General features: G+C 38.0%; 20 protein-coding genes and 1 pseudogene. 1 reads left to right on the top strand and 20 read right to left on the bottom strand.

Going from position 1 to position 25,260, the window contains the following annotated elements:
- Positions 1 to 133: 133 nt before the first annotated feature.
- The 18 genes and pseudogenes from DWZ93_RS09515 to DWZ93_RS09430 all read right to left on the bottom strand — a co-directional run bounded on the left by DWZ93_RS09515 (position 134) and on the right by DWZ93_RS09430 (position 21,646).
- A complete protein-coding gene (locus DWZ93_RS09515) occupies positions 134 to 2,245 on the bottom strand; it encodes a penicillin-binding transpeptidase domain-containing protein (protein ID WP_055171570.1) in 2,112 nt (703 codons plus the stop codon).
- A 129-nt stretch (positions 2,246 to 2,374) separates the two neighbouring features.
- Positions 2,375 to 3,253: pseudogene (locus DWZ93_RS09510) on the bottom strand (lysozyme family protein); the annotation flags it as partial.
- Complete coding sequence (locus tag DWZ93_RS09505) at positions 3,241 to 3,510, bottom strand: hypothetical protein (RefSeq protein WP_118384194.1); 270 nt, start codon at positions 3,508 to 3,510, stop codon at positions 3,241 to 3,243. The gene DWZ93_RS09505 and the pseudogene DWZ93_RS09510, both read right to left, overlap by 13 nt.
- A 15-nt stretch (positions 3,511 to 3,525) precedes the next feature.
- The gene (locus DWZ93_RS09500) at positions 3,526 to 3,978 is read right to left on the bottom strand and encodes a toprim domain-containing protein (RefSeq protein WP_330421756.1); all 453 of its coding nucleotides are present in this window, start codon (positions 3,976 to 3,978) and stop codon (positions 3,526 to 3,528) included.
- A 265-nt stretch (positions 3,979 to 4,243) separates the two neighbouring features.
- Entirely contained in the window at positions 4,244 to 5,884 is a 1,641-nt protein-coding gene (locus tag DWZ93_RS09495; protein WP_118452736.1) for a P-loop NTPase fold protein, read from the bottom strand.
- A gap of 36 nt (positions 5,885 to 5,920) precedes the next feature.
- Positions 5,921 to 6,622: an RloB family protein gene (locus tag DWZ93_RS09490; protein WP_024852958.1), complete on the bottom strand. Its 702-nt coding sequence runs from the start codon at positions 6,620 to 6,622 to the stop codon at positions 5,921 to 5,923.
- Between the two features lie 2 nt (positions 6,623 to 6,624).
- Entirely contained in the window at positions 6,625 to 7,980 is a 1,356-nt protein-coding gene (locus DWZ93_RS09485) for an AAA family ATPase (RefSeq protein ID WP_118452735.1), read from the bottom strand.
- 233 nt (positions 7,981 to 8,213) lie between these two features.
- Positions 8,214 to 8,687, bottom strand: a complete 474-nt coding sequence (locus DWZ93_RS09480) for a JAB domain-containing protein (protein ID WP_118452734.1) — start codon at positions 8,685 to 8,687, stop codon at positions 8,214 to 8,216.
- Positions 8,688 to 8,785: 98 nt separating this feature from the next.
- Positions 8,786 to 9,034, bottom strand: coding sequence for a hypothetical protein (locus DWZ93_RS09475; RefSeq protein WP_199665924.1), 249 nt, complete (start codon positions 9,032 to 9,034; stop codon positions 8,786 to 8,788).
- Positions 9,035 to 9,071: 37 nt separating this feature from the next.
- A complete protein-coding gene (locus tag DWZ93_RS09470; RefSeq protein ID WP_118452732.1) occupies positions 9,072 to 12,140 on the bottom strand; it encodes a VaFE repeat-containing surface-anchored protein in 3,069 nt (1,022 codons plus the stop codon).
- A 266-nt stretch (positions 12,141 to 12,406) separates the two neighbouring features.
- Entirely contained in the window at positions 12,407 to 13,309 is a 903-nt protein-coding gene (locus tag DWZ93_RS09465) for a ParB/RepB/Spo0J family partition protein (RefSeq protein ID WP_330421759.1), read from the bottom strand.
- Positions 13,287 to 14,114, bottom strand: coding sequence for a ParA family protein (locus DWZ93_RS09460; RefSeq protein ID WP_118452730.1), 828 nt, complete (start codon positions 14,112 to 14,114; stop codon positions 13,287 to 13,289). The genes DWZ93_RS09465 and DWZ93_RS09460 overlap by 23 nt, the downstream gene beginning before the upstream one ends.
- Before the next feature lie 140 nt (positions 14,115 to 14,254).
- On the bottom strand, positions 14,255 to 15,943 hold the full coding sequence (locus DWZ93_RS09455; protein WP_118452729.1) for a hypothetical protein: 1,689 nt from the start codon (positions 15,941 to 15,943) through the stop codon (positions 14,255 to 14,257).
- Positions 15,943 to 17,067 (bottom strand): dsDNA nuclease domain-containing protein, encoded by a 1,125-nt coding sequence (locus DWZ93_RS09450; RefSeq protein WP_118452728.1) that lies wholly within the window; start codon positions 17,065 to 17,067, stop codon positions 15,943 to 15,945. The genes DWZ93_RS09455 and DWZ93_RS09450 overlap by 1 nt, the downstream gene beginning before the upstream one ends.
- A gap of 433 nt (positions 17,068 to 17,500) precedes the next feature.
- Positions 17,501 to 18,427, bottom strand: a complete 927-nt coding sequence (gene tsf, locus DWZ93_RS09445) for a translation elongation factor Ts (RefSeq protein ID WP_118452727.1) — start codon at positions 18,425 to 18,427, stop codon at positions 17,501 to 17,503.
- 30 nt (positions 18,428 to 18,457) lie between these two features.
- Positions 18,458 to 19,192, bottom strand: coding sequence for a 30S ribosomal protein S2 (gene rpsB, locus DWZ93_RS09440; protein ID WP_147590763.1), 735 nt, complete (start codon positions 19,190 to 19,192; stop codon positions 18,458 to 18,460).
- A 222-nt stretch (positions 19,193 to 19,414) separates the two neighbouring features.
- Complete coding sequence (locus DWZ93_RS09435; RefSeq protein WP_118452726.1) at positions 19,415 to 20,590, bottom strand: C40 family peptidase; 1,176 nt, start codon at positions 20,588 to 20,590, stop codon at positions 19,415 to 19,417.
- Between the two features lie 123 nt (positions 20,591 to 20,713).
- Positions 20,714 to 21,646, bottom strand: a complete 933-nt coding sequence (locus DWZ93_RS09430; protein ID WP_118452725.1) for a CPBP family intramembrane glutamic endopeptidase — start codon at positions 21,644 to 21,646, stop codon at positions 20,714 to 20,716.
- A 172-nt stretch (positions 21,647 to 21,818) separates the two neighbouring features.
- Here DWZ93_RS09430 and DWZ93_RS09425 point away from each other — a divergent pair, with 172 nt between their 5' ends.
- Positions 21,819 to 22,310, top strand: a complete 492-nt coding sequence (locus DWZ93_RS09425) for a prolyl-tRNA synthetase associated domain-containing protein (protein WP_118382336.1) — start codon at positions 21,819 to 21,821, stop codon at positions 22,308 to 22,310.
- On the opposite strand, the gene DWZ93_RS09420 is transcribed toward DWZ93_RS09425, so the two are convergent.
- On the bottom strand, positions 22,294 to 23,445 hold the full coding sequence (locus DWZ93_RS09420) for an alanyl-tRNA editing protein (protein ID WP_243061246.1): 1,152 nt from the start codon (positions 23,443 to 23,445) through the stop codon (positions 22,294 to 22,296). The two genes, DWZ93_RS09425 and DWZ93_RS09420, sit on opposite strands and share 17 nt — an antisense overlap.
- A gap of 17 nt (positions 23,446 to 23,462) precedes the next feature.
- Positions 23,463 to 25,229, bottom strand: a complete 1,767-nt coding sequence (argS, locus tag DWZ93_RS09415) for an arginine--tRNA ligase (protein WP_118382334.1) — start codon at positions 25,227 to 25,229, stop codon at positions 23,463 to 23,465.
- Positions 25,230 to 25,260 lie beyond the last annotated feature (31 nt).

The raw sequence follows: 25,260 nt of genomic DNA, 5'->3' as shown, positions 1-25,260 counted from the left end.
TTCAGATTCTACGGTTTCTTTCTTTTCTTCTTTTTCCGTAATTCGATTTTGTCCGCACCCTGTAAAAACAATAAGAACTATCAATATCATCGCAAATATCTTACATATGTAATAATTTCCCATAAAAATTTTTTTATTCTTCAAAATACTCATCCAATACTGTTGCATCTTTTTTAACAACATAACCACTTCCACCGATTCCTTTCACATTCTCAACCATACTGATAAGAAGAATTGGTTTGTCCACGCTTTTATCTGCCGTAAACACCGAAAACCACCCGATTTCTTTGCCAGAAGTATCTTCTTTCGTTGCCTTCAACTCGGCTGTCCCTGTTTTTCCAGCCAGCAAAATATCGTCACGATGTGCAGCATATCCGGTTCCTTCCGGATCATTTACAACACCTTCCACCCCTTGCATAATTTCTTCTACATTTTCTTTGCTAAACGCATTTTCTATCCATGTTTCACCGGATGCTTCTTCTTTGTATTTCAAATACGGTTTTATCATATTCCCTTCATTTAAAAATGAAGTATAAATACTTGCCAGATGTAATGGATTTACAAGAATCTGCCCTTGCCCATAACCACTATCTGCCAATTGTATTTCTGTTTCTATTTTATCTGTATTGGAATATGTTGATTCCTGCATCGCAATCTCAAACGGCATATCCTGATTAAATCCTATTTCATTTAAAGTATTCATAAAATTCTCACTACCAATTTTAAGAGCTGCCTTTGCAAAATAAATATTATCAGAATAGATAATTGCATTTTTCATAATAACCGGTTCATATTCATGAAGTGTTGTCACTTGATAAGATCCCCAAGACGAATCTTTCTGCCATGCCAAACCTTCATTTCCAAAATCTTCTTTTGGATCTATGCTTTCCGTTTTCAACCCAATTCCTGCCACAACTGGTTTAAATGTTGAACCAGGACACCATACTTGACGAAAACGATTATATAATGGCTTCTTTTCGTCTTCGTTTAATGATGTCCATTTCTCTGATGATAAGCCCCGTATAAATTCATTATTATCATAAGATGGGGTACTTACCAAAGCCAATACTTCTCCCGTATAAGGATTCATTGCGACAGAACACCCCGGATCTTCTTTAAACTGCTCGTATAATGATTTTTGCAAATCGGAATCTATCGTTAATCTTATATCCATACCATCTTCTTTAAAAATACTTGCAAGAACCTCTTTTACTTCCCCATCACTATCCAAAATCTTTATATCACAACCATCTTTTCCTTTTAATTGCTTTTCGTATAACTTTTCCACCCCAGATCTTCCGATTACACTTTCAGCTGAATATCCTTCCCCTGGATGATTTTCCAAATCTTCTGCTGTTACAGACTGTACATAACCAATTAAATGAGCTGCTGCTTCCCCTAACTCATAGGTTCTAACTTCCACATCTGATAGCATAACCCCTGGAATTTCCAAAAGTTTATTCTGACAATCCTGCTCCTCAAGTGTCTTTTCTTCTGGCTGTATTTTCATTAAATCTATTTCTTCTACTTTCGGAATAGTTTCAATTGGTACAAAAGAATCTTCTTTTACCCACTTTGCTGTGAGTTTGTTATTTATTGTTTCTACATCTATCTCTAATAACTCCGCTATTTTTTCAATAGATACATTCCTGTCTTCCAGCTTTCCCGGTATAATGCCAACTGATGTTGCTACTCCTTTTCCTGCAAGCATTTTACCATCTCGGTCTAATATTTCTCCTCTCTCCGCTTTTGATGTAGTAACACTTATTTTATCATCACTCTCTAAATCTGGAAAAATCAGGCTATCCTGCCATACTAATTTATATCCCTGTTTCGTCTTCTTCAGTTCCGCCATATTGTCAAATTGTATTGTTCCGGCAATTGTATTACATGATGTTTCATACGAAAGCGTAACTGTATCTGCTTTTTTCTCTTTCACAGCTATATGACTGATTTTAATGTCACTGACCTCTATTCCTTCGTATATCTTAGAATTTCGTTGTATGTATTCTTCTTTTGTCAGATAAACTTTTTCATCTGAATCTATCATAGTATACATTACTTCATATTCCTTTTTTTCAATATGGTTCATATATTCCACAAGTGTGTCTTCTGGTGATTCCGTTATCGTCCTTTTTAATAAAACACCTCCTGAAACAGCAATTACTGTTATAGCTACTATCAGCCCAAAAATCTTACAAGCGTAAGATTTTTGGATATTTTGCTTTTTTCGTCTATTTTTCATAGATATTCCTTTCTTCTAATTTTTTTGTTTCTTAAATCTTACGCTTGTAATATTTAAAAGTCAAGTCTATTTTCAGGAATTGTATACTCCAGATTCACCATTAGACTATCACACTTTTTCTCCTGCCTTTTAATATGCCGGGACACCGTATCCATAGATATTACTGCTTCCGATACGGTAACTCCGTCTTGCCACTTTATCCCCACTGTTGCCTTCTATGGTATTGACGGTTCCACCGCTGACACTCTCTACAATTCCAACGTGGTCAATCGTCCCATTATTTCCCCAGTCAAAGAAAATAATATCTCCTGCCACCGGGGTATAACTTCCGTCACGGAACCTACCTTTGCTTTCAAACCACTTCACACCGTCCGAACAAAGAGAAAATTTCGGAATGACTCCACTCTGAATATAACCGCTCTGGTCTGCACACCAGGACACAAAGCAGGCACACCACTCTACCCTGCCTCCAAATCCATACCATCTCCAATAAGTCGTTCCGCCTTTTCCTTCCTGCGATGCTGCCACCTGAACGATTGCCTGATTGCCGATACCTGTCGGGATTCTTCCAAATGCATAATACTGAAGCACATGTGGTACATACTGCTTGTCCCCATAACTGCTCCACCCCATTCTCTGTGCCATCATATCAGAAAATTCTGCTGCATTGGCAAGGGTATATCCACCTCTAGCTTTCGCCCATTCCAGATATCCATTTCCATAATTGTAGCTTTGCAATGCCAGTTTAATATTTTCCATATCCAGAGGATTTTTTACTCCTGCACGTTCCAGACAGCTTTTTATTTCCTGCACTCCGCAAGAAATCGAATACTCCGGATCTGTGATTCCATTCGGCTGTTTGGGATATTTTGTATTAAAACTGCCCTCTGAACACTGCATCGGGTCAAGTCCTCTCCCACCTGATTCCTGCATCATAATGGCTTTGATCAGTTCCACATACTCTCCAATGCCATATTGATTTGCATACTGTCGGATTAGTAGTTCGTGCATCGTACATTTTCATCAGTTGCCATACATTCTTCACTTGCCGGACAATACTTTTGACAACTTTCACACTGCTCCGTACAGCTTTCTTCTGACACTTTTTCAGCAATAATTCCAAGTAATTCACTCTGTTCTTTTTCCTCTTTCAACTGTGTTTCCAGAAAAATCTTCAACAGATCTTCGCTGTCTACATCGTCTTCCATCATCAAAATCAGTTCTTTCTTATACACAACCTTCAGCTCATATCTTGCAATTTTCATATCTTTTTTCACCTTCTATCTCTCATATTTTTCATGACCAGACATAATCTTTTTCTTGCTTTTTTCTCTCTTTGTAATTGCCAGATTTAACTTGATGCAGAGCAGATCGTTGTAATCTTTTCCTTGTTTTGGTGGTACATCTTTTATCTGATATTGCTTCGGAAGTACTGTAGAAATTGCTTTTGTGGCAAGTCTTCCAATACGGTCATTGTCCAAATGCAGAACGATTGTCTTCACCTCTGGATGCATTTTTAATGTCCTGGCCAACGCTGCAGGGACTTTACTTTTTTCAATTTCTTTTGCTGGCTGATAGACACCTGCCAGTGACAATAAATGTTCTCTCCTCCACTCTTTCCCGTCTAATTTCTGCAACGTCGCATAAGATAACAAATCAATGGCTGACTCAAACAGATGCACCGTATCATTGGATTTCTCTGCAAAAATGGAAAAAGAATAATTCTTATCCATTTCCCATTTGATATTTTCAAACTATCGTGTGTTCTGGTAGTGTAGGTGTTACCGGAAAAGTGAACTAATTCGTATGGCTCATAATTTTTCAGGTATGTGAGCAAGTCCATCCGCTTGACCTCCTGCACAACTGATGGTGGTATATATGGCATAATTTTTATCTCCTTTCCTGCCTTAGATTGATATTATTGGGGATAATATCCGGGCATGAAAATAGCCAGGCGATTCCTTGAGTTGGAACCATCTGGCTATGTAGATTTTATTTCTATTTTTTTACTATTTCTTCGACCAAAACTTCTATTCTATGTCTTGACATATTATCACAATCTTCTTTTATTTTTTCACAATACTGCAAGAATTTTTCAGCATCTGAATGATACAAAACATACATAATATTATAACACGTATGATATCTATCCTCATCCACATTGTCTACTGGAAAAGAAATTTTATTATACAAATTGTCTATCTCTGATATGATAATATCATGATAATAACTACTATCAAAATTATTTCTAAGTTTATATGAATACTCATAAGCCTTTTTCCCATGAGTTGTTTTTTTCAAATATCCCACATATGTCTCTATTAAAAATTTCATCATTTCTTTATTTTCTTCTTGATATATTCTTTTTGTCTTTTCCGATGACATGTGAAACAAATCATATGAATACGATAGCATTTCCTCTTTCCCATCTAAGACAGTTTTTTCCAGCATTTCTTCTAAAATATTTCTATATTCTGATAAAACACTTTCATTATTTTCCTCTAAAACATCACTCCAAACAACATACGCATCTGCAAATTCATTTAATTCTGCCAAACTCTTTGCTTCAAGCATTTTCTCTCTTAAAATAGGTAATACACTCCTTATTTCCTCATCTGACTTATAATAGTTAGGCTTATCTCCTAAATTAAGAAATAACTTGTATTCAGCCTCCAATTGTTCTACATTTAGTACCCCTTCCTCATAATATTTCAGTATCATTTCTACCAAATTTGTACTACACTTTATTCCATAAAGATATCTGCCAATTCTATGCTGAAGCATATTTCCAATCGTATTTGTCATTTTTTCTACAGAATCAGTATTATCAGAATCAATTTCTTTATAGTACAAGTTTTCTACACTCTCCACAACAACAGCAAAGCATATTAACTTTAATTCTTCTTTAAATTGCTCACTCATGTCACTATTACAAAACAATTTTACATCTTCAAAAAAACGTTGCGCCTTTTCGAGCGTCCGTAAATTTTTGACTTTATGGATTTCCAAGAATTTTTCAACAAAGTCTGCATGGATATTCATTTTACTCCATGTCACTTTCTCTGCACGTTCTGTAATATGATATATTCTTTCAATGACCTTTTCATTATACTTTTCAAATACAACTTTTTTGTCCGATTGTATTTCATCTGTATTCGCAATCACAATAACTTTTACATAATTACATTGCTTGAGTTCTTCTATAATTCCAAATATATCTTCCAAATTTATGTCATCACTCATTCTTTCCAAGTCATCTATTACAATAATATGAACAGAAGTAAACTCTTTTGACAATAATAGAAACATTTCTCTTTCATTGACTATACTTTGTACTGCTTCCTTTGCCTGACCAACTTTATCCCAGATTTTTGATGCGCCATCTAAAATATTATTAGCTATTTCACCTATTTTCCCACCAATATTATTCTTTAAAGCCAATTGAAATAAAGCTTCATGATATATTTGCCTAGTGTCTTTCAAACCAAACATTGATATTTTACAAACATTGGGATTTGCTTCTAATGCCTCATTTACCGCATAAGATTTTCCAATTCCCCATGTTCCATCAAATAAAATTGCTCTATACGGTAGATGATCTATGTCACTGATTATATTTTTTATATTATCTGCTTTCATACTGTATCTTTCCACCCCTATTTTTCATCTAACAACTTATCTTCCATCATCCTTCCGAATCTCATCAATAATCCGACCTATATTACACGTAATCTGTCCCTTACACTGATGAATATCCTCATTGATTTTCTTTTCCTGTTCAATAGCAATCTCTATATTTTTCGCCAGTTCTCCAATCGCAGCATTTTTCTTCGGATTGATTCCTGTTCTGGCAAGTAACAACTTATAGATAAATGTCTGATGTCCATCTTTTTCATTCTGGATAATCTGTTCAGCATTTGGCTCAATATCATCTTCGTATGAATTTTCATAATGTAACAACAGAAATAATTCAAATGCCGGATTACTAACCGCTAATATATTCTTCTTTTCACCTTCAGCTACCAATTCATCATAATCAAGTACCTTCTCTTCAAAAATGTCTCCATCAAATACAACAATCATCTTATCCCGTTCTTTATCAAACGCTATTTCTGGATTTTCTTTCTGATTTTCTGCAAACTCAATCAAACGTCTTGGAAATGAAATGTCCCTGTCTCCCTCTGTTTTTTCAAGTAACCGGATATCGATCAATGGATGAATATTTAACTCTTTTCGGATATCAATTAACTTTTTGAAATACCATGTTTCAGTATTTGCACCCTCACATATGAAAAAGTACTTACGATAAGGCTCAATCTGTTCTTCTTCATCTGTAGTTCTACTATTCCAATTCGTATAACTTCTTACTGGAGCCAAGGCTACTCCTCCTCTCTAAAGTCAAATGTTGAAAATACTGGTATCGCACCATACCTGCCTTCCAGATATGCCTTGCTCAACACTTTATCGTATCTCTCCTTGAAACGATCTAAGGAATAAATAGAGCTTGCATTTTCTGCGTTACGTTCTACAAACCAGATTTCATCCCTTCTAAAAATAGCCTGATCCATAATAGATGATTCATGTGTAGTGAACAATAGCTGCATACGCTGCTCATCATGTAGCTGCATAAACAATTGCAAAAATCGTTCTGTCAATTTCGGATGTAAGCTTCTCTCCAATTCATCCACAACATAAAGAACATCTTCTCGTTTATTCAACAGCATATCCATCAAATCGAATAATCTTCTTGTTCCATCAGACTCTTCATCAAAACCGAACTCATAAAATGACTTATTATGATGCAACCGGATTGTTGTAACCTTCGGTTCAGAATGTCCTTCAACTTCGATATTAAAGAAAGTTTCCTTCGACCTCATCGTCATTCTGAATGATGGTTCTTCCTGCTCTTCCATCCTATTTTTTACATGCTGTATCATCTTATCAAATACTGATTTCGGCAATGCATTTGATAACTCATCCAATGTAATTTCTTCAATTTTTACCTGGCTGATACCCGTATCAAATGTTTTAATCAATTTGTTAATCAGCTTCAGCGAATTATCATCATAATAATATTCCAAATCAATCAATGGCGTATCCGGTGTGATAATCGAAATATGATTCTGAATCCAATCATATACATCCCGGAAGAACAATAATTTAGATCGTGTGCTATATTTTTTTCCACGATTCATTTCTGTCAGGAACAAAGATGTTTCATTTCCTTCAAAATCATCTGCATAGGTTTCAAATTTATTTTTTTCTGTGTTTGTCAGCGTAATACCATCATTTAACACCGGACGTTTACTTCCTTCTCGTTCAAAGAGACATTTTGCTGAACCATTCTGATATAATTCATATAACCATTCTCTGGTTACTTTTCGTCTGCTTAAAACTGCGGAAAAACCATAGGCGTAAAATTTGTCACCTACAGTAATCTGAATTTCAAAACTACTTTCTCGTTCCTTATTCTCCTGCCGATTCTTACAAAACATCTGTGTAGCTTCTATCGGAATACCATTGCAGACACTATCTTTAAAAAATTTAAAGAACAATGCCAAATTGGTCTTTCCAGATGCATTTGCTCCATAAACTACTGCATATTTTAATAACTGGGTGCTTTTTATCTTTAACCTGTGATTTGCATTTGTTCGTATTTTATTTGAGGAAATCATTGTCAGCTCTGCTGCTTTATCAAAAGATTTAAAATTTTCAACACTTACTTTTACTAACATTCTTATACACCTCCACCTTTATTATATGTTTTACTCTTCTCTCAGTCAATGTAAATTTTCTTATTTAGAGAATCTTTCGTTATATATTGCCTTCTATTTTTATTTTTAACAATTTTATTTTGAGTTATGCATATAATATCAATGTATAAGTCAGCTTTTTGTAGCGACACTATTTTACTAATGCCGCTACATGAAATATTACAATAAATAAAAACTTCTAATTCTTTTTTCTTCTATCTTTCCCAATCCATCCTTCCTGTCACATTCAACATCTTTTCTTCTCGGAAACTGAGCATCTTTCCATTAGTTCCGCCGACAATGATATGATCCAGAAATTCTATCCCCAGTAGCTGTCCGCACTTCTGCAGCTTCCTCGTAACGATCATATCCTCTTTTGACGGTTTCACATTACCACTGGGATGATTATGAAGTCCAATGATTGCAGAAGCATTTGCCAGAATACTGCTCTTAAAGACTTCCCTCGGAATTACCAGCGAGACATTGATTGTTCCAACACTGACCAGATTCATATTGATTACCTGTCCATTATTTTTTATATTCAAGATGCAAAATACCTCTCTGTCATATTGGGATAGCTCCTTCGCCATTAATTCTACAACAGCCTGTGGACTGTCCAATGTCTGCTCACTATAAAGAGATGGTTCTTTTACCAAACGGATATTCACAACTTTCAATTCATTCTCCATTGTTCTGATCTCCTTTTGGAAATTCTACAACCAGAAGAACCTTACTCTCTGAAGATTCCACATATGATTTCAATTGTGATAATGTCATTTCCAAATATTTAGGTTGTTCCACCATAATCTGCTCCTTTCGTTTCTTCCCTTGCTTCTGTTTTCTTTGACAAATAGCTTATCACTTTGTTTGTCTTAATGCTTTTCTGTAACTCACTGATAATACACAGATCTGCTACATTCACTCCTGGCAAAGCAAGCATCTCATCCATCGTCATATTGACAATCTCTTTTTCCGTTCCATACCCAGCATCAAATAAACGCTGTAATACTTTTACTGCTTTCTGATTTTTTCCCATTTCATCATCAAAGGGCAGTTTATCGCTGCCCTTTGTTTTACTCCTCCTCTTCTTTCTTTTCTTCAATTCCTAATCGCTTAACCTGCTTCTTTTTATTCCAGATACGAACTCCGGTGATTCCGGCTGCCGATAATACCAGAATGGCTATCCATAAAGCTACATTTTCCGTATCTCCTGTTTTCGGAGGGTTACTGGTCTTTGTAGTAGTACCCGGTGTCTCTGGGGTTGGTGTTTCCGGTACTTCTTTGATAGTTACAGTCTGACCTTCATCGTTGATGTCCTTATGCTCTGTTACCTTTTTCGGTTCTTCCGGATTTGTCATATCATACAGTTCTTCAAAGGTTACAAGCTGCTTTCCTCCAAGAGTGCTGCCATCGAAAGTAAACTCAATCTGCACTTCCATGTTTTCCTTGTCCGCTGTAAATTCATAATCATTGGTAACTTCTTTGCCATCAATGAGCAGCTTTGCATTTTCTTCCTTAATCATCTGCCAACCGGACAACTTGTAGTTCGTACCGATTTCCAGACCTTCTAAAGTAACCGTATCCACAATTGTCAGATCTTTTCCGGCTTCGATTTCTTTCTTACCATTCTTATCAGTTGCTGTGGTATGAATCAAAATCTTTCGCTCGGTAATCAGGACTGTCTGACCTTCATCATCAATGTCCTTATGCTCTGCAACTTTTACAGGTTCTTCCGGATTCTTCAGATCGTATAATTCTTCAAATGTAACCAGATTCTGTCCGCCAAGTTCTGATGCATCAAACATATAAGAAATTTCTACTTTCATTTTTTCATTGTCAGCAACAAAGGTATAATCACTCTCCACACGCTTTCCATCAATGAGCAGTTCTGCATTTTCCTCTTTCAGCATCTGCCAGCCTTTTAACTGATATTTTCTTCCTTCTTCCAGACCGTCCAGCGTAACCGTATCTACAATCGTTACTTTCTTTCCTGCAACAATTATTTTTTCGCCCGTTTCTTTATCCGTTGCTGTGGTATGAATGGTAATCTCTTTTTCATACTCATCGGTCAGTGTTCCAAGGTCGATTGTTACTTTATTTCTGCTGACAACAACTTCAAATGCTGGAATCAATTTCATACCTTTGTTGGATTCACAAGCTAACTCCTCAATCTCATAAGTGTCATAAAGTAATGCACCTTTACTGTCATCCGGCTCAGAAGTTCCAAACCAGATACCGTCCTCACTTGTTTTCCCGACATTTGTATTTTTCTTATGAGACGCCCAATCGGAAACGGTTGAAAACTGACCATTTTTATCTGTCACTACGATATGGCTCTCACCGGTTGTCTTGCTAGTAATTTTGAATGGTACATTAGCCAGTCTCTTATGTGTGCCTACTCCAATCTTGACTCCTTCCAGATCTCCACGTTTAATCTGGTTGTAAATGGAATGGCTTTCATCGGTTAAATCCTCGATTTTTCCATTTTCTGTAACGGAAAATTCAATCGGTTTTGTCCCGGCAGTCAGATAACCTTCTGGTGCTTTGGTTTCTTCCAGTTTGTATTTACCATACGGAAGTAAATCTGCCGTCGTTGTTGCAATTCCGTCAATCCCTGTCTGAATCGTCTTAACTGTCTCGTTCTTTTTGTATAGCTTTCCTTCTACCAGAACTGAATTTTCGTTCAAAGAAATAATCGCAAATGCAGTATCTTTTAATGTGGCACTTCCTTGTGCTTTGGTTTCTTTTGTCTCCAAATCACGTTTCTGAATCTTCACACCACCTCGGATTACCTGATCAGATACGGAATACTGATTGCTTCCGGAAAGAACTGCAAGTTCTCCGTCCTCTGTGATCTGTGTCAGATACATTCCTTTTATCTGTTCTGTACTGTCTCCTGCCTGCATATAAGCTCCGTCCAGTAAATATCCGTTTGGTGCTTTTGTTTCTTCAACAGCCAGTGTTCCAAGTGGTAATACGCTTTTTTCATTCTGAGTGTAAAATGCATCTCCGGATACTTTGTAGGCATCTGCCAGTTTTGTCACATAATGAATGGTTCCGTCACTGTCTTTTTCTGCTACCGTCTTTGTAACCCAGGTACGTGTTGCTTTCTCCGGTAAGTTGTCTTTTGTATAAAGTCCGTCATAATAATGCCAGGTAAACTCTGCTCCTGCCAGTGCTGCATTTCCCTGTGCAGTTGCTTTTCCTATCTCCATATCAATCTTGAACAGGTCTACCAATGTTTCTGTCACTTTCGGAACATCTGAAACATTTAATACGGCTGTTTTTCCGGCTTCAACTTTCAGACTGCGTACTGTCGTATCCAGCTTATATCCCTTCGGTGCAGAAAGCTCTTTGATATAAACAGTCCCGGCAGTTACTTCCACCTCGTTCGTATCGCCATTTTCATTTGTGGTAAGTGTTCCAATCTGATTACTGCAATTCTGATCTGAGAATATACCAAAAGTTGCCCCTGCAATGGAATACATCGCATTTCCATTTGTGACAATCTCATTGGCGGTTGTCTTCTTTACTTTTGCATTTCCGACATTCAGTTCTGCCCAAAACTGTCCGATATCCTGTCCTTCTCCGGTGTAAATGTAACCGCCACATTTATATCGTCCCTTATTTGCCTTCACAAATGATTTTGCTCCTGCATACACCTCATTCTGAATATCCTGTGAAATCTCGGAATAGACTGCCCGGACATTATCGCACTGCCAGCCTAAATGCTCACTTAAACACTGCCACACAAGGCACTGTTCTAAGAGATATGCCTGATTTGCACTCAGGTTACTGTGACTGACTGCATACTGTTTCATATACTCAAGCGATAATGCCACATCTTCAATCTGATCCGCACTCATACTGGCACTTGCATCATGCCTGGTCTTATATCCATTTTTGAATCCGGTGTTAATATCTACACAATAGGCAGTTTCACCCTCTACTCGCATGTGTCCTTCGTTGAAAGTGCTTTTAATTGTTCCGTCATTCATCAAATGTTCTACATGTCCAACTCTCTCTGCGGATTCTGTCCAATACTGTGTTTCCGCTGCTTGAACCGATGTGATCGGTAATGCAGTTAAAATCGTGGTCAGGGCAAGAATCCCTGTACACACTCGTTTCCATATCTTCTTCATTTTCTACAATTCCTTTCTTTTCAATCAAAAAAAGACGTCCGTCTGGAACGCCTGCTGTTGCTTTATGCTGTTTGCTCCCTGTTGTCATGCAGGGTATTGGAATCTCCGACCTGCCGAAAGAGAAGAAGTTCCCGGCTCCTTATTGTCTTTTCGGCTGGTAATCTGCTGGTAAACCAAAGGGGTAGGGTGTGGGGAGGGGAAAACAGGAAAAAGCTGATTTCTCATTGACCGCCAACGGATAGACTTCTCCCCTGGTGTCAAAATGTCTAGCGTTCCCTGCTTTTTTCCTGTCTTCGGTATAATTCCAGTGCTTTGACAATGGTTTCTTCCATTTTCTGCTGTGAAGTTCCCGATGGGAAATATTTTTTCAGTATGTTCTTCGGAATTTTCCACTGTTCTACCTGATTTGGCTTTTCTTCTGCCATAATCGACAGTAACACATCTTCATTCAATCTGCCTTCTGCTGAGAATTTTCGGATTTTGATTGCCTGTGCATGACTTGGGGTACAAGCCTCCGACTCCATGGTGTCGTACAATATCTCCTGTTCCTCTTTCGGCAAATAAGACAGCTCTACCGCCGGACGCATGGCAATTTTCTTTTCATCAACCATTTCAAGGATTTCCGGGATAAGTTCTGTAAGGCGGATATATCGGCGGATTGTTTCTCGACTTTCTCCTGCTTCTTGTGCCAAAATTTCATTTGTCCGAAACTTTGACACCAGTGGTGTCGAAGTTAAATCTGTTCTCTTGCCTTGTCTATTCATTGCTTCTAATTTCATTTTATAAGCAAATGCTTTCTCTGATGGTAAGATTTCTTCTCTTTGAAGATTGCTGTCAACCATGACAATAACTGCTTCATCATCACTGAGATTCCTTACTATACAAGGCATATTCTCAAATCCTGCCAGTTCACTCGCCATTTTTCTACGGTGTCCGGAAATCATTTCATACCCACCTGTTGGCTTCTCTCTGACAAGTGCTGGAAGCAATACACCATGTTCTCGAACACTCTCGATAGTTTCCACCATCTTAGCGTCCATTCTTACCTTAAATGGGTGATTCGGAAAATCAGTAATATCAAAAAGAGAAATATTTTTTACATATTCCTGATTCTTCTGGTCTCTTTCTTCCTGTGTGGTAAAAAGGTCATCGGCTGAGGGAAGATTCATGTTTATTTCTCTGCTTTTCGCCACACTGAATCACCTCCCTCGTAAATTCTGCATACGCCTTTGCAACAGTTCCTTTTTTGTCATACTTATAAATGCTCTGTCCTGCTGCACTGCTTTCTGCTGCTGTGATAGCCACTGGAATAACCGTTTTAAATATCCGAATATACCTTCCATAATTCTCTCTAAGGCTATTTTCTGTTTCCCTTGCAAGATTCGTCCGCATATCTGCAAGCGTCAGCAATACTCCATCAATCTTCAGATTAGGATTTAGCTGTCTCTGTACCTTACCGATTGTTTTCATGAGCTGTGTCATACCTTTTGCCGGAAGATAATGAGCCTGCACCGGAACGATTACACTGTCTGCGGCAGCTAATGCATTGATGGTCAACATACCAAGACTAGGTATACAATCAATCAGGATATACTCATAATCCTTTTTCAAATCTGTCAGATACAGCTTTAGTGTCTGCTCTCTGCTCATGGCATTTACCAGTGATATTTCCATGCCCGATAACTCGATGTTGGTCGGAATAATGTCTACTCCTTCTTCATGGTGTAAAATGCCTTCATTGTACACAAACGGTTCATCTTGTAGTATTTTCTTCATTTGTGTATCCAACGTAATTGGAAAATTATCTGCATCAGTCCACCCTAAAGCGGTTGTTAAGTCTCCCTGTGGATCAGCATCAACCAATAATACTTTCCGCCCCTGATGTGCAAGACCGATTCCCAAATTCAATGTTGTTGTGGTCTTGGCTGTTCCTCCCTTCTGATTTGCAAGGGCGATTACTTTACACTTGGTCATATAGTTTCCTCCTTCCTCGAAAAATTTAATAGCCAATCCGTTTTGCGGGACTGGCTATGTATAAAAATGAGCATGAAAAAAGCCGACTGACTCGTAATTTGAATCAATCGGTTTTTCATTATTTGAAATTTTTATATAAACTAAATATCTTTTAAAAGTGCAAAAATTTCCTCTATATATTTTTTATGTGTTTCATACGTTTTGTTATTTAACAATTTCTTCTTTTCTGTTAATACAGTAACTTTTGCAGAACATTTCATATCTTCTTCAAAATCATTATAATCCATTGTAGCCAAAATAACTTGTGGAAGCATATTCATTTCAAATATCAATTTCAATATTTCTTTACTACTCGTATGACTTGCTTCTTTTGCTCTTGGCGAATCTACTACAAACGGAAATCTTATTGTACTACTATTTAAAGCATCCATTGTTTGGAATAGTCCTGCAACTTGAGCCAAAATAATTTTATTTTCAAGTGTTCCTTGTGCTTTAATTGGATTAAGTAATTTTATTTTTCCATCATATGCCGCATTCCATGCATCTAATTTAATAATATCTAGTCTTACTTCTTCTATATATTTTTCTTCTATTTCTTTTTTGTTAGGAAGTTTTCTCAATTTCTTATCAATTTCCTTAACTTGCTTTTCGCATTGTTTCTGTTGATATACATTATCACCCAATTGTTCATTAAAATGATTTACAGAATCCTTCAGTCCTCTTTGCCTAATATATACTTCATACGAATCCTGTGATTCATCATATATCTTTTCTTGCTTTTCTAATTCAGCCATAGATTTAACGTATTTTTCTTTATATTTCTCCAGTTCTGAGGATATAGAATTAATAATTAACTGGATTTGCTGGCACATATATGTTTCATTATGCACATTATAATTCGAGCGAACAATATCATATATTTCTTCATCAAACATATATCCACATTTAGGACATGTATGTAATATCATTTGTTTATTTTCTATTTCTGTATTAATTTTAATTTTTTTATATTCCTGTATGATTTCCAGTTGATGTTCATGTTGTGCCATTGTTGTTTCCAATGTTTGTATTTTATTACGCAAATTTCCAAGTTCTAATACCAATATAGAAATATTTTCTTTTGGAATTTGCAAATTTCTTTCCAATTCATCAAGATTATCTGCCGGTAACAAATTTTGTGTTTCTTCTAACAAAGCTTGTAATGTAATTCGGATTTTTTCTTCTTTTTCTTTAAGTTCCTCCTTTTTTTCTTTTATTCTATCTCTTTTTGCCATCAATTCTATTGTTTCGCGATTATATATATTCAAGTGATAATATAATGATTTTATACGATCGTTCTTCTTATATTGATTAAGATTTGAAAAGCTATCATACAATCCACTCCATCCCTTATCTTGATCTATATAATACGGCAAAAAAGTAAATACCGGAGGTGCTAACTCTATTTTCTTAGTTTCTTTATTCGGTAAATAAACCGCAAAAGAAAACAATTCTTCATATTTCTTAGGCAGTTCATACGAAGCACTTTTAGTTAACAATATCAAATTATTTTCTTCAAATAATGCATACCCCTTTTGAAATCTCGCTATTGTATAATTTTTTTCGTTTATACATATATTTACAATATAAACTTTCGTATTTTTATCCCATATATTGTCATAATCAATTTCTGCTCCCATTGCATAATAAAGGGATTTCAGCATCGAAGACTTGCCAACATGATTTTCTTGGCTAGTTATTACATTAAATCCCTTTTTAAACTTTTGAAAACGTGCCGTTTTTTCTTTTATGTCGGCTATTAATATGCTTTTAAAATACATCTCATTCATTACAATTTCCTCATTTCATTTATCACAATACATATAATTAATATTCTTATATAAAATTGATTGTAGATAATTTTAACTTTTGGATTTTCTATATACAATTTATCACATATCTCTCCTGTATATTCCCAAGCAGTCATTCCTGACTCTATTTCATTTTCTTCAACTAATGTACGAACTTTTAGAAAAATACTTTTAAATGATTCTGACCTTCCTTGTGAATCAGTCATAATTCTAGTATATTCGTATGATGCCTTATATTTTTCCTCATCGTTTAATCCTACTATCTGCTGTACTTCATCAAACGGTGGAATAGAAATAATCATTGCTTCATCAATTACTCTCGCAAAATCATTTTTAGAAATTCCTTTTTTACATCGTACATCATTATATTCAGCTTGTTCAGGCAACAACTCGTATTGTTGTCTTCTAGTTAAAAGATCTATCATTGTATTAAATATCGTTTTCACAGAATCCATTGTAATTTTAGGATATTTCTTATGTAAAAAAGTTCCCATTTCTTGTTCAACGATTTCTTTATGGCTAGGTATAGATAAAATTGTTCTCATATGAACAAACTTCGATAAATCTATATCTTCTTTCCTAATTCCCTTTTTATTTGCAATATCTTTTTTTATTTCTTCTATTGTAATCGGATTAAATTGATTAAAAGCCGTTTTTTCTGCTGTATATGATTTTGTCTCTCTCTTGTTTTTTCCATTTTCTCCTTTCATTGAGACCGATACTTTTAATGGACAATTTGTGATCAATCCCAATTCTTTTACAATCCATTCCGGTCTCTCCAATTGTGCATATAATTTTGTCAGCCAATCCTCTCTAATTGCCGTACTGATACTAATGGATTCTTCATTCGTTTTCATTTGATAATAACTTACTATTTCAGGATTACTTTCGTTCTCAAACAATGTTATATCATCATAATAATCCAAAACTAAAAGGTAATCTAAATTATCAAAAAACTCAATTGCCATATGAAGTGTCTGACTTACTTGCATTTCAAGGCGATTATAGGACATGCTTCCTGAACCGGTATCTACTGTAATATCATTTTTTATCAGAGCAGTGTTATTTGTAGGTTTTTTCTGACTATCTTTTCCATTTTTCATATGTTTCACTCCTACAATTATATATGTTTTATATTTTTATCTTATCATATATACTACTCATTTTCCATGAATCCAACGAATTTATTACATACCACTGTAGACTTACAAAAAGTTGAGAGTTCTCACACTACCACACACCGCAAATTAGGAAGTTACACTACTCCCCAACAAAATAAAACAGGCAATCTCCGCCTACTTATTTCAGAAGAATGAGGCGAAGTTTCACACGCCAGTTGGGGAATTGAAAGTCCCCAACTCACTCCCCAACTTTTACCCAATTCCATGCATAAATAGCGATAATTTACGATAAGTCAAAATTTATTCCCCAACACGCAAAAAAACCTTGAATCATCCCATTTTCATAGGAAATTCAAGGTTTTTCGTTGATTTACATGATAATAATACGGTTCAAATTCTTATGTGAACTGTAAGATTATGCGTTCATCTGAGCTGCAACTTCAGCTGCGAAGTCTTCGTTCTTCTTCTCAAGACCTTCACCTGTCTCGAAACGAACGAACTTCTTAACTGTCAGGTTAGCACCTGTCTCTTTTGCAACTTTCTCTACATACTTAGCAACTGTAAGATCTCCGTCCTGAACGTATACCTGATCCAGCAGACAAATCTCTTTCATCTCTTTATTAAGACGTCCGATCAGCATCTTCTCGATGATGTTATCTGGCTTGTTAGCATTCTTAGGATCGTTCTTAGCCTGAGCAAGAAGAATCTCTTTCTCTTTGTCAAGGAACTCCTGAGATACTTCATCACGAGATACATACTTCGGAGACATAGCTGCAACCTGCATAGCTACGTTCTTCAGGCATGTCTTAATCTCATCGTTGACAACATCTGTATCAGCCTCTACGAGAACACCGATACGTCCGCCACCGTGAATATAAGCAACGATACATCCGTCAGACTCAAGCTTCTCGAATCTTCTGATGTTAAGGTTCTCACCGATTACAGCGATCTTCTCTGTCAGAGCATCTTTAACTGTCTTAGATGCATCCTCATTCCAAGCCTCAGCCATGAATGAATCCATATCTTTAGAATCAGAACCGATTGCCTGATTAACAACAGCCTTAACAAATCCCTGGAACTCAGCATTCTTTGCTACGAAGTCTGTCTCAGAGTTAACTTCAACGATTGCTGCTGTCTTGTCATCACGAACTTCAGCCATAACAATACCTTCTGCTGCGATACGTCCAGCTTTTTTAACAGCCTTAGCTTCTCCGTTCTTTCTCAGAAACTCGATTGCTTCTTCCATGTTACCGTTTGTCTCGTTCAGAGCCTTCTTACAGTCCATCATTCCGGCACCGGTCAGTTCTCTTAACTCTTTTACCATACTAGCTGTGATTGCCATCTTTCATTTCCTCCTGTCGCTTGATACTTATTACTCTTCAACTGCCTCTGCAGCTTCTTCTACGTTCTCTTCGTATCCTGCTTCACCCTGTCTTGCTTCAATAACAGCATCTGCCATCTTAGAAACAATCAGTTTTACAGCACGGATAGCGTCATCGTTTCCAGGAATTACATAGTCCAGTTCTTCCGGATCACAGTTAGTATCTGCGATTCCGATAAGCGGAATACCAAGTGTGTGTGCTTCCTGAACACAGATTCTTTCTTTCTTAGGATCTACGATAAAGATAGCATCTGGGAGCTTCTTCATATCTTTGATACCGCCAAGGTTCTTCTCAAGTTTCTCCCACTCTTTCTTAAGCTGGATAACTTCTTTCTTAGGCAGTACATCGAATGTTCCGTCTTCAGACATTCTCTCGATATCTTTCAGGCGTGCGATTCTGCTCTTGATTGTCTTGAAGTTTGTAAGCATACCTCCAAGCCATCTCTCATTTACATAAAACATTCCGCAACGTTCAGCTTCTACTTTGATAGCATCCTGAGCCTGTTTCTTAGTTCCTACAAAAAGAATGTTTCCACCCTCTGCTGCGATATCAGCTACTGCTTTGTATGCATCGTCAACCATTCCTACTGATTTCTGCAGGTCGATGATGTAGATACCGTTACGCTCTGTGTAGATATACGGAGCCATTTTAGGATTCCATCTTCTTGTCTGATGTCCGAAATGAACACCTGCTTCTAAAAGTTGCTTCATTGAAATAACGCTCATGTTTCTTTCCTCCATTTGGTTTTTTACTTCCGCGCCTCTCATGTCCTATGAAACCGGTTTTTTTCGAAAACTTAGGCACCTTCACAGGTATCGTTGCGCGTGTTTTTTTGCGACCTTTGAATTTTATCATAAAAAATGCGTAAATGCAAGGTATTTCCTGCATTTACGCAACTTTTATGCAACATTCTGCATTTGTTAATTTTCACTATTCCTATATCTGTCTTACAGCACTCTTCGAACACACCTCAACGTACGATACTGGCAGTTAGAAAATTCTACAATACCTACACCTGGTGAAGAGGCATGGATAATACCGCCTGATCCGTTATATATACCAACATGACCGTAATAACACAGAAGGTCTCCCGCCTTTGCCTGCGATAACGGAATCTCTACACCACACAATGCCTGTTCGGAATCTACTCTTGGAAGTGATACTCCAAATGCTGCATAGATCTGCTGAGTGAATCCGGAACAGTCAATTCCATTCGTCAGGCTGTTACCACCGTATACATACGGATTACCGATAAACTGCCTTGCATACGCCACTACTGCTGCTCCGTCTCTTCCCTGTGGCGGCACATAACTGCTGTTATTAGACGATGAATTGTTGGAACTATTATTTCCACTGTTGCCGGAATTATTATTGGAATTCGAATTCGAATTACCTGAATTACTATTGCTGTTCGAATTATTATTACTCTGCTGTGTATTATTCTGAGTCGTATTCGTCTGTGTATTCGGAGCAGCCGCTGCTGCCTGCGCAGCTTCTTCCTGCGCTTTCCGCTCAGCTTCCTGTCTTGCAGCTATCGCATCCTGAATACTCTGATCCAACTGTGCGATCTCAGACTGCTTATCTTCCAGTGTAGCTGTAAGAGAGGCTTTCTCGCCCTCCAACTCAGTCTGCATCGTCTGCATCTGCTCATATTCATCCTGCAGATCATTCTTCATCGTCTCGACCTGCTTGGTGGTTGCCTCGTATTCACTGAGCTTATCCCTGTCATAGGAATGTACTTCTGCCACATATTCTGCTTTATTCAAAAGATCTGTAAAACTGGTGGATGAAAATAATGTCTCAAGCAGACTGCTATTCCCCTCTTCGTACATATACTTAATACGAAGCTTCATTGACTCATACTGCTCAGTCTGCTTTGCAGCAGCTTCCTCTAAATCATCTCCCGCCTTTTCAACCTCTTCCTGCTTCTTATCCAGATCAGCTTCAAGTGTATCAATCTTATCCAGAGTCTGTGTCAACTGTTCCTGAAGAGAACCAGCTTCCGTCTCTGCCTGATCTTTGTTCTTTTGCATATCTTCCAATGTAGTAGCAAAAACAGGTGACACGATCATGGAACTGATCAACAACGCGGTTAACAACGCCTGTACAATTCTATTCTTCATATCTATCCCTCTTATTCTGTTCTTATACTTAAATTACCCCTACTATACTTTTATAGCATACTACATTTTGCAGGTCATTTCAATGTATATTTCGTGTTTTGTAATACTTTTGTAACATTTTTATTAAGATATTTCTTTGTTCTCACTATATCCCGTCGGTTTTTCATCAATCTGCTTGATCTGCAAATAAATAATTGCCGCAATTGTTGCCGCTCCTACCGTAACCATACCGATCACACGAATATCTGCCATCATGCGGTCAAATACCTGATACTTCGTGGCAAAAAGTGCAAGCAGATTCGCCGTAACATGGGCAACAATCGGCGCAAGCACGGAACCGTATTTTTCACATAGCCATGCAAACATCAGTCCCATCAGGAATCCATATAACATCTGTACAAAATTGCCGTGAAAAATGCCAAATACTACTGATGTATAGATGATTGCTAGCTTCGCACCAGTATCTTCCCGCATTCTTCGGAACATCAGGCCACGAAACACCAACTCTTCAGCAATCGGTGATAAAATTGCAAGGCATACAATCTGTACTGCAAACGGCGCACTGTACATTGATGTAGCTGTAGTCTCATACGTAGCACTCAATGCACTCAGATTACCGATCAAAATCAAATTATTCAGCGCAAGGCTTGCGCCTCCTGCAAATACTACTACCAGCACGTATTTCCAAAGCGGTGCTTTCTTATTCGTTGCAACTCCATAGTATTTTTCACGGTTTCTGTCACGATGATACAGAAACAGCATCACCGGTATTACAACCAATGCTGTTACACCACTAATGATGGTTGTGTATTTCTGCATCATATTCATTAATTTCGTAGCAAACTGCATCATAGCTGCCTGATTCTCATATGCTGCCACCACTTCCTTCGTATGTGCATTCATATACTGGTACATCACTACCACTGCCGCCGCCATACTAACAGCAATCTGAATGCCCCATTCTATAATGAAAGGGCCCCATATGCGCCAGAACCTCTGGCCATAACTGAGGCGTGGCATATGCCCCGGTCTCTGTTGATTATTCTGATTATCCATAATGTATCTCTCTTTCTAAGCTGTTCTTTTATAAACATCTTTATCAAACTCTTCTTATTCTACTTCGCATAGCACAAATGTGCAATTAAAAATTTATAAACTCTTCATTGCTTTACATTCCCTGACATCTGAAATATAATAAAATAAAACGGCAGTAAAGGAGTATACAGTTATGGAAAATCAAAAGCAACGCGTATATGACGCATTAGACAAACTTGGTATTAAATATGAAGTCGTAGAGCATGAACCCGTTCACACCATGGAGGATATGGACAGACTCGGACTACCTGAAAAAGGAACCCTCTGTAAGAATCTGTTTCTCCGCGATTCCAAAGGCAAGCGCCACTTCTTAGTGACCGCTGATGAAAAGACTAAGATTGATCTCAAAGCACTGGGTCGTACCCTTGGAGCAGGAACTTTAAGTTTTGCTTCTGAAGAACGTCTGGAAAAATATCTCGGACTAAAACAGGGCAGTGTATCTCCTTTTGGACTGATGAACGATACTGATCATGCAGTAGAATTCTTCATTGACAAGAGCCTGAGCCGTTGCAAGAGCCTCGGTATCCATCCTTTGGAGAATACAGCTACCGTATTTCTGTCATTTAAAGATCTCGACAAGTTCCTCTGGAATTTTGATGTAGATGTAATTAAAATAAAGCTTTAATTTCCATTTCGGTGCCTGTGAGGCTTCCCTGAACCATTTCCGGTTTACCACCTCCGCGAGCACCGAATTTTTCTTTCAACTTCTGATTGAGCAGTCTCACATCTTCCGTTTTGCTTCCGATTACATATCGATAGCCATCCTGATCCGTTCCACCAAATGCGCCACACACAGATGCACCTCTTTCTAGCAACAGATTCACTATCTCTCTCAGGTCATCCCCGACAAGCTTCTCGTCAAAAACGCATACCGCACCGTCACCAACCTCTACTTCTGCTGCTTTATACTGAAGCCGCTCTTTTTGCATAGATGCCAGTTCCAGTTTCAGACCACTCTGTTCTGTCTTCAGCCGTTCCACGCCTTCTGCTATCTTTTCTTCTTTCTCACACAGCAGTGCACTGATCTGTTTTACAGACTGATGTTTTCTCTGATAATCTGCAAGTGCTCTTGCTCCACTCAGCATATGAATGCGCTCTCCACCTTTATAATTTGCCATGCCGACCAGCTTGATCAGGCCAATCTGTCCAGTGTATGCCACATGCGGTGCACAGCACGCGCAGAGATCCACACCCGGGATCTCAATAATGCGCACCTGTCCCTCAATCTCAATCTTGCTGCGATAATCCAGTTCATGCAATTCTTCTTTTGCAGGATACAGCACATTTACCGGAAAATTATGGAATATTGCCTGATTGGCTTCATTCTCAATCTCAAGAAGCTGTTCTTTTGTGATTGGTCCATTAAAGTCCATCGCACAGTAGTCGTCCGCCAGATGGAATCCCACATTGTTATATCCAAATCTGTGATGTACAATTCCTGACACAATGTGCTCACCACTATGCTGCTGCATCCGGTCAAACCGCTTCTCCCAATCCAGTTTACCATGTGCACTTTTTCCAGCTTCTATTGGTGCATCTATTATATGGAATATCACTCCATCTTTCTCTTTTGTATCTGTAACCCGGATCTCATCAAGATATCCGGTATCTCCATATTGTCCGCCGCCCTCAGGAAAAAAGGCAGTTCTGTCAAGAACCGCCTTGTATCCGTCTTTATATGGTTCACAGGACAATACTGTTGCATCAAACTCTGCCATAAAAGCATCTTCGTAAAACAATTTCACAGTATTTTCCATCATCTTCTCCTACCTTTTTCTTACATACGCTCCGGTGCTTCAAATCCCAGCACATCAATACAAGACTCCAGCACTTCCTTTGTAAGTGTTAACAGTGCAATATAACCTGCTTTCTTAGCCTCATCCTCTTCCGCAAGAATCTTGGTCTCATGATAGAAACGGTTAAATACATTGGCCAGATCATAAATGTATGCACAAATCTTGTGCGGAGCAGTCTCCATAGCGGCTGTCTTCATCACTGCATTATATTTGCCAACTTCCAGCATAAGTGCTTTTTCACAGTCTGCTGATGGAATATTGCAATGAATATCTTCCGTCACACCACCATTTTCTTTATATTTGTTCAGAATTGATTTAATACGAACGATGGTATACAGAATATACGGTCCTGTATTTCCTTCAAACGAAGTAAATCTGTCGATATCAAACACATAATCCTTGCCGGCCTGGTTAGACAGATCACCATACTTCAGCGCAGCAAGTCCCACTTTCTGTGCTGCTTCTTCAGCTTCCGCTCCCTCGATGGTGCGGTTATCTGTGATCTTCTGATACATTTTCTGATTAATCTCTGCAATCAGATTCTCCAGACGCATAACTCCACCTTCTCTGGTCTTAAACGGCTTACCGTCTTTACCGTTCATCGTACCAAATCCGATAAACTTAAGCTCTGTTGAAGCTGGAACAATACCAGTCTTCTTAGCGGCACGGAATACCTGTGTAAAATGCATCTCCTGACGCTTATCAGCAAGATAGACTACGCGGTTCGGCTTGTAATCTTCTTCTCTCTGGATCAAAGTTGCAAGGTCTGTTGTTCCGTACAGTGATGCTCCGTCCGATTTCTGGATCAGACATGGTGGAATCTCTTTGGTATCAGTCTCTTCTTTGACATCAATAACCAGGGCTCCATCATCTAAGCGTGCGAATCCATCTTTCTTGAACTGCTCCAACATATCCGGAATATACTTCTGCGCATCAGACTCACCTTTCCAGAGATCAAACTCTACATTCAGTCTCTGATAATTCTTCTTAATATCGGCAACGGAAATATTAACAATATGATTCCAGAGTGCACGATATCCTCTATGTCCATTCTGAAGCAGATAGGTCGCATGAAGCGCTTCTTCACGGTAATCTTCATGTTCTTTTGCATATCCGCTGGCTGTCGGATAGATCTCTTCCAGCTCACTGATGGTAAATGGTGCTTCTTCCGGATAATCTCCTGTATAAGACTCATCATAATACGGCAGCTCAGGTTTGCGCTTTTTAAGCTCAGTAATGATCAGACCCATCTGATATCCCCAGTCACCCAGATGAATATCGCCAAGCACCTTATGTCCCATCTTACGAAACATACGCTTTACACTTTCACCGATAACTGCTGAACGCAGATGTCCTACGTGAAGTGGCTTCGCTACATTAGGTCCGCCATAATCGATCACGATCATCTCCGGATTCTCTGCCTGTTCCAGTCCAAGATCATCATCCTCAGCCATCTGATTCACGTAATCGGCCACAAATTCTTCCTTAAGATTCAGATTGATGAATCCCGGCTTAACTGCCTCTGCTTTTGCAAAGCAGTCACTGCCCTGAAGATGTGCTACCACATCTTCTGCAATCATGATTGGTGCTTTATGATAAGTCTTGGCTCCCGCCATAGCGCCGTTGCACTGATATTCACACAGATCCGGACGGTTAGAAATGGTAACTTTTGCAAGTTCTTTTCCATATCCAGCCTGTTCAAATGCTTTCGCAATTTCCAATTCAATGAGCTCTATTATCTGCTTCATTCCTTTTCCTCCATTCGTATCGTCTAACTCT

The organism is Dorea sp. AF36-15AT, from assembly GCF_003477705.1.
GTDB lineage: Bacteria > Bacillota > Clostridia > Lachnospirales > Lachnospiraceae > Claveliimonas > Claveliimonas ammoniilytica.
This window is presented reverse-complemented; position numbering and strand designations above follow the sequence as displayed.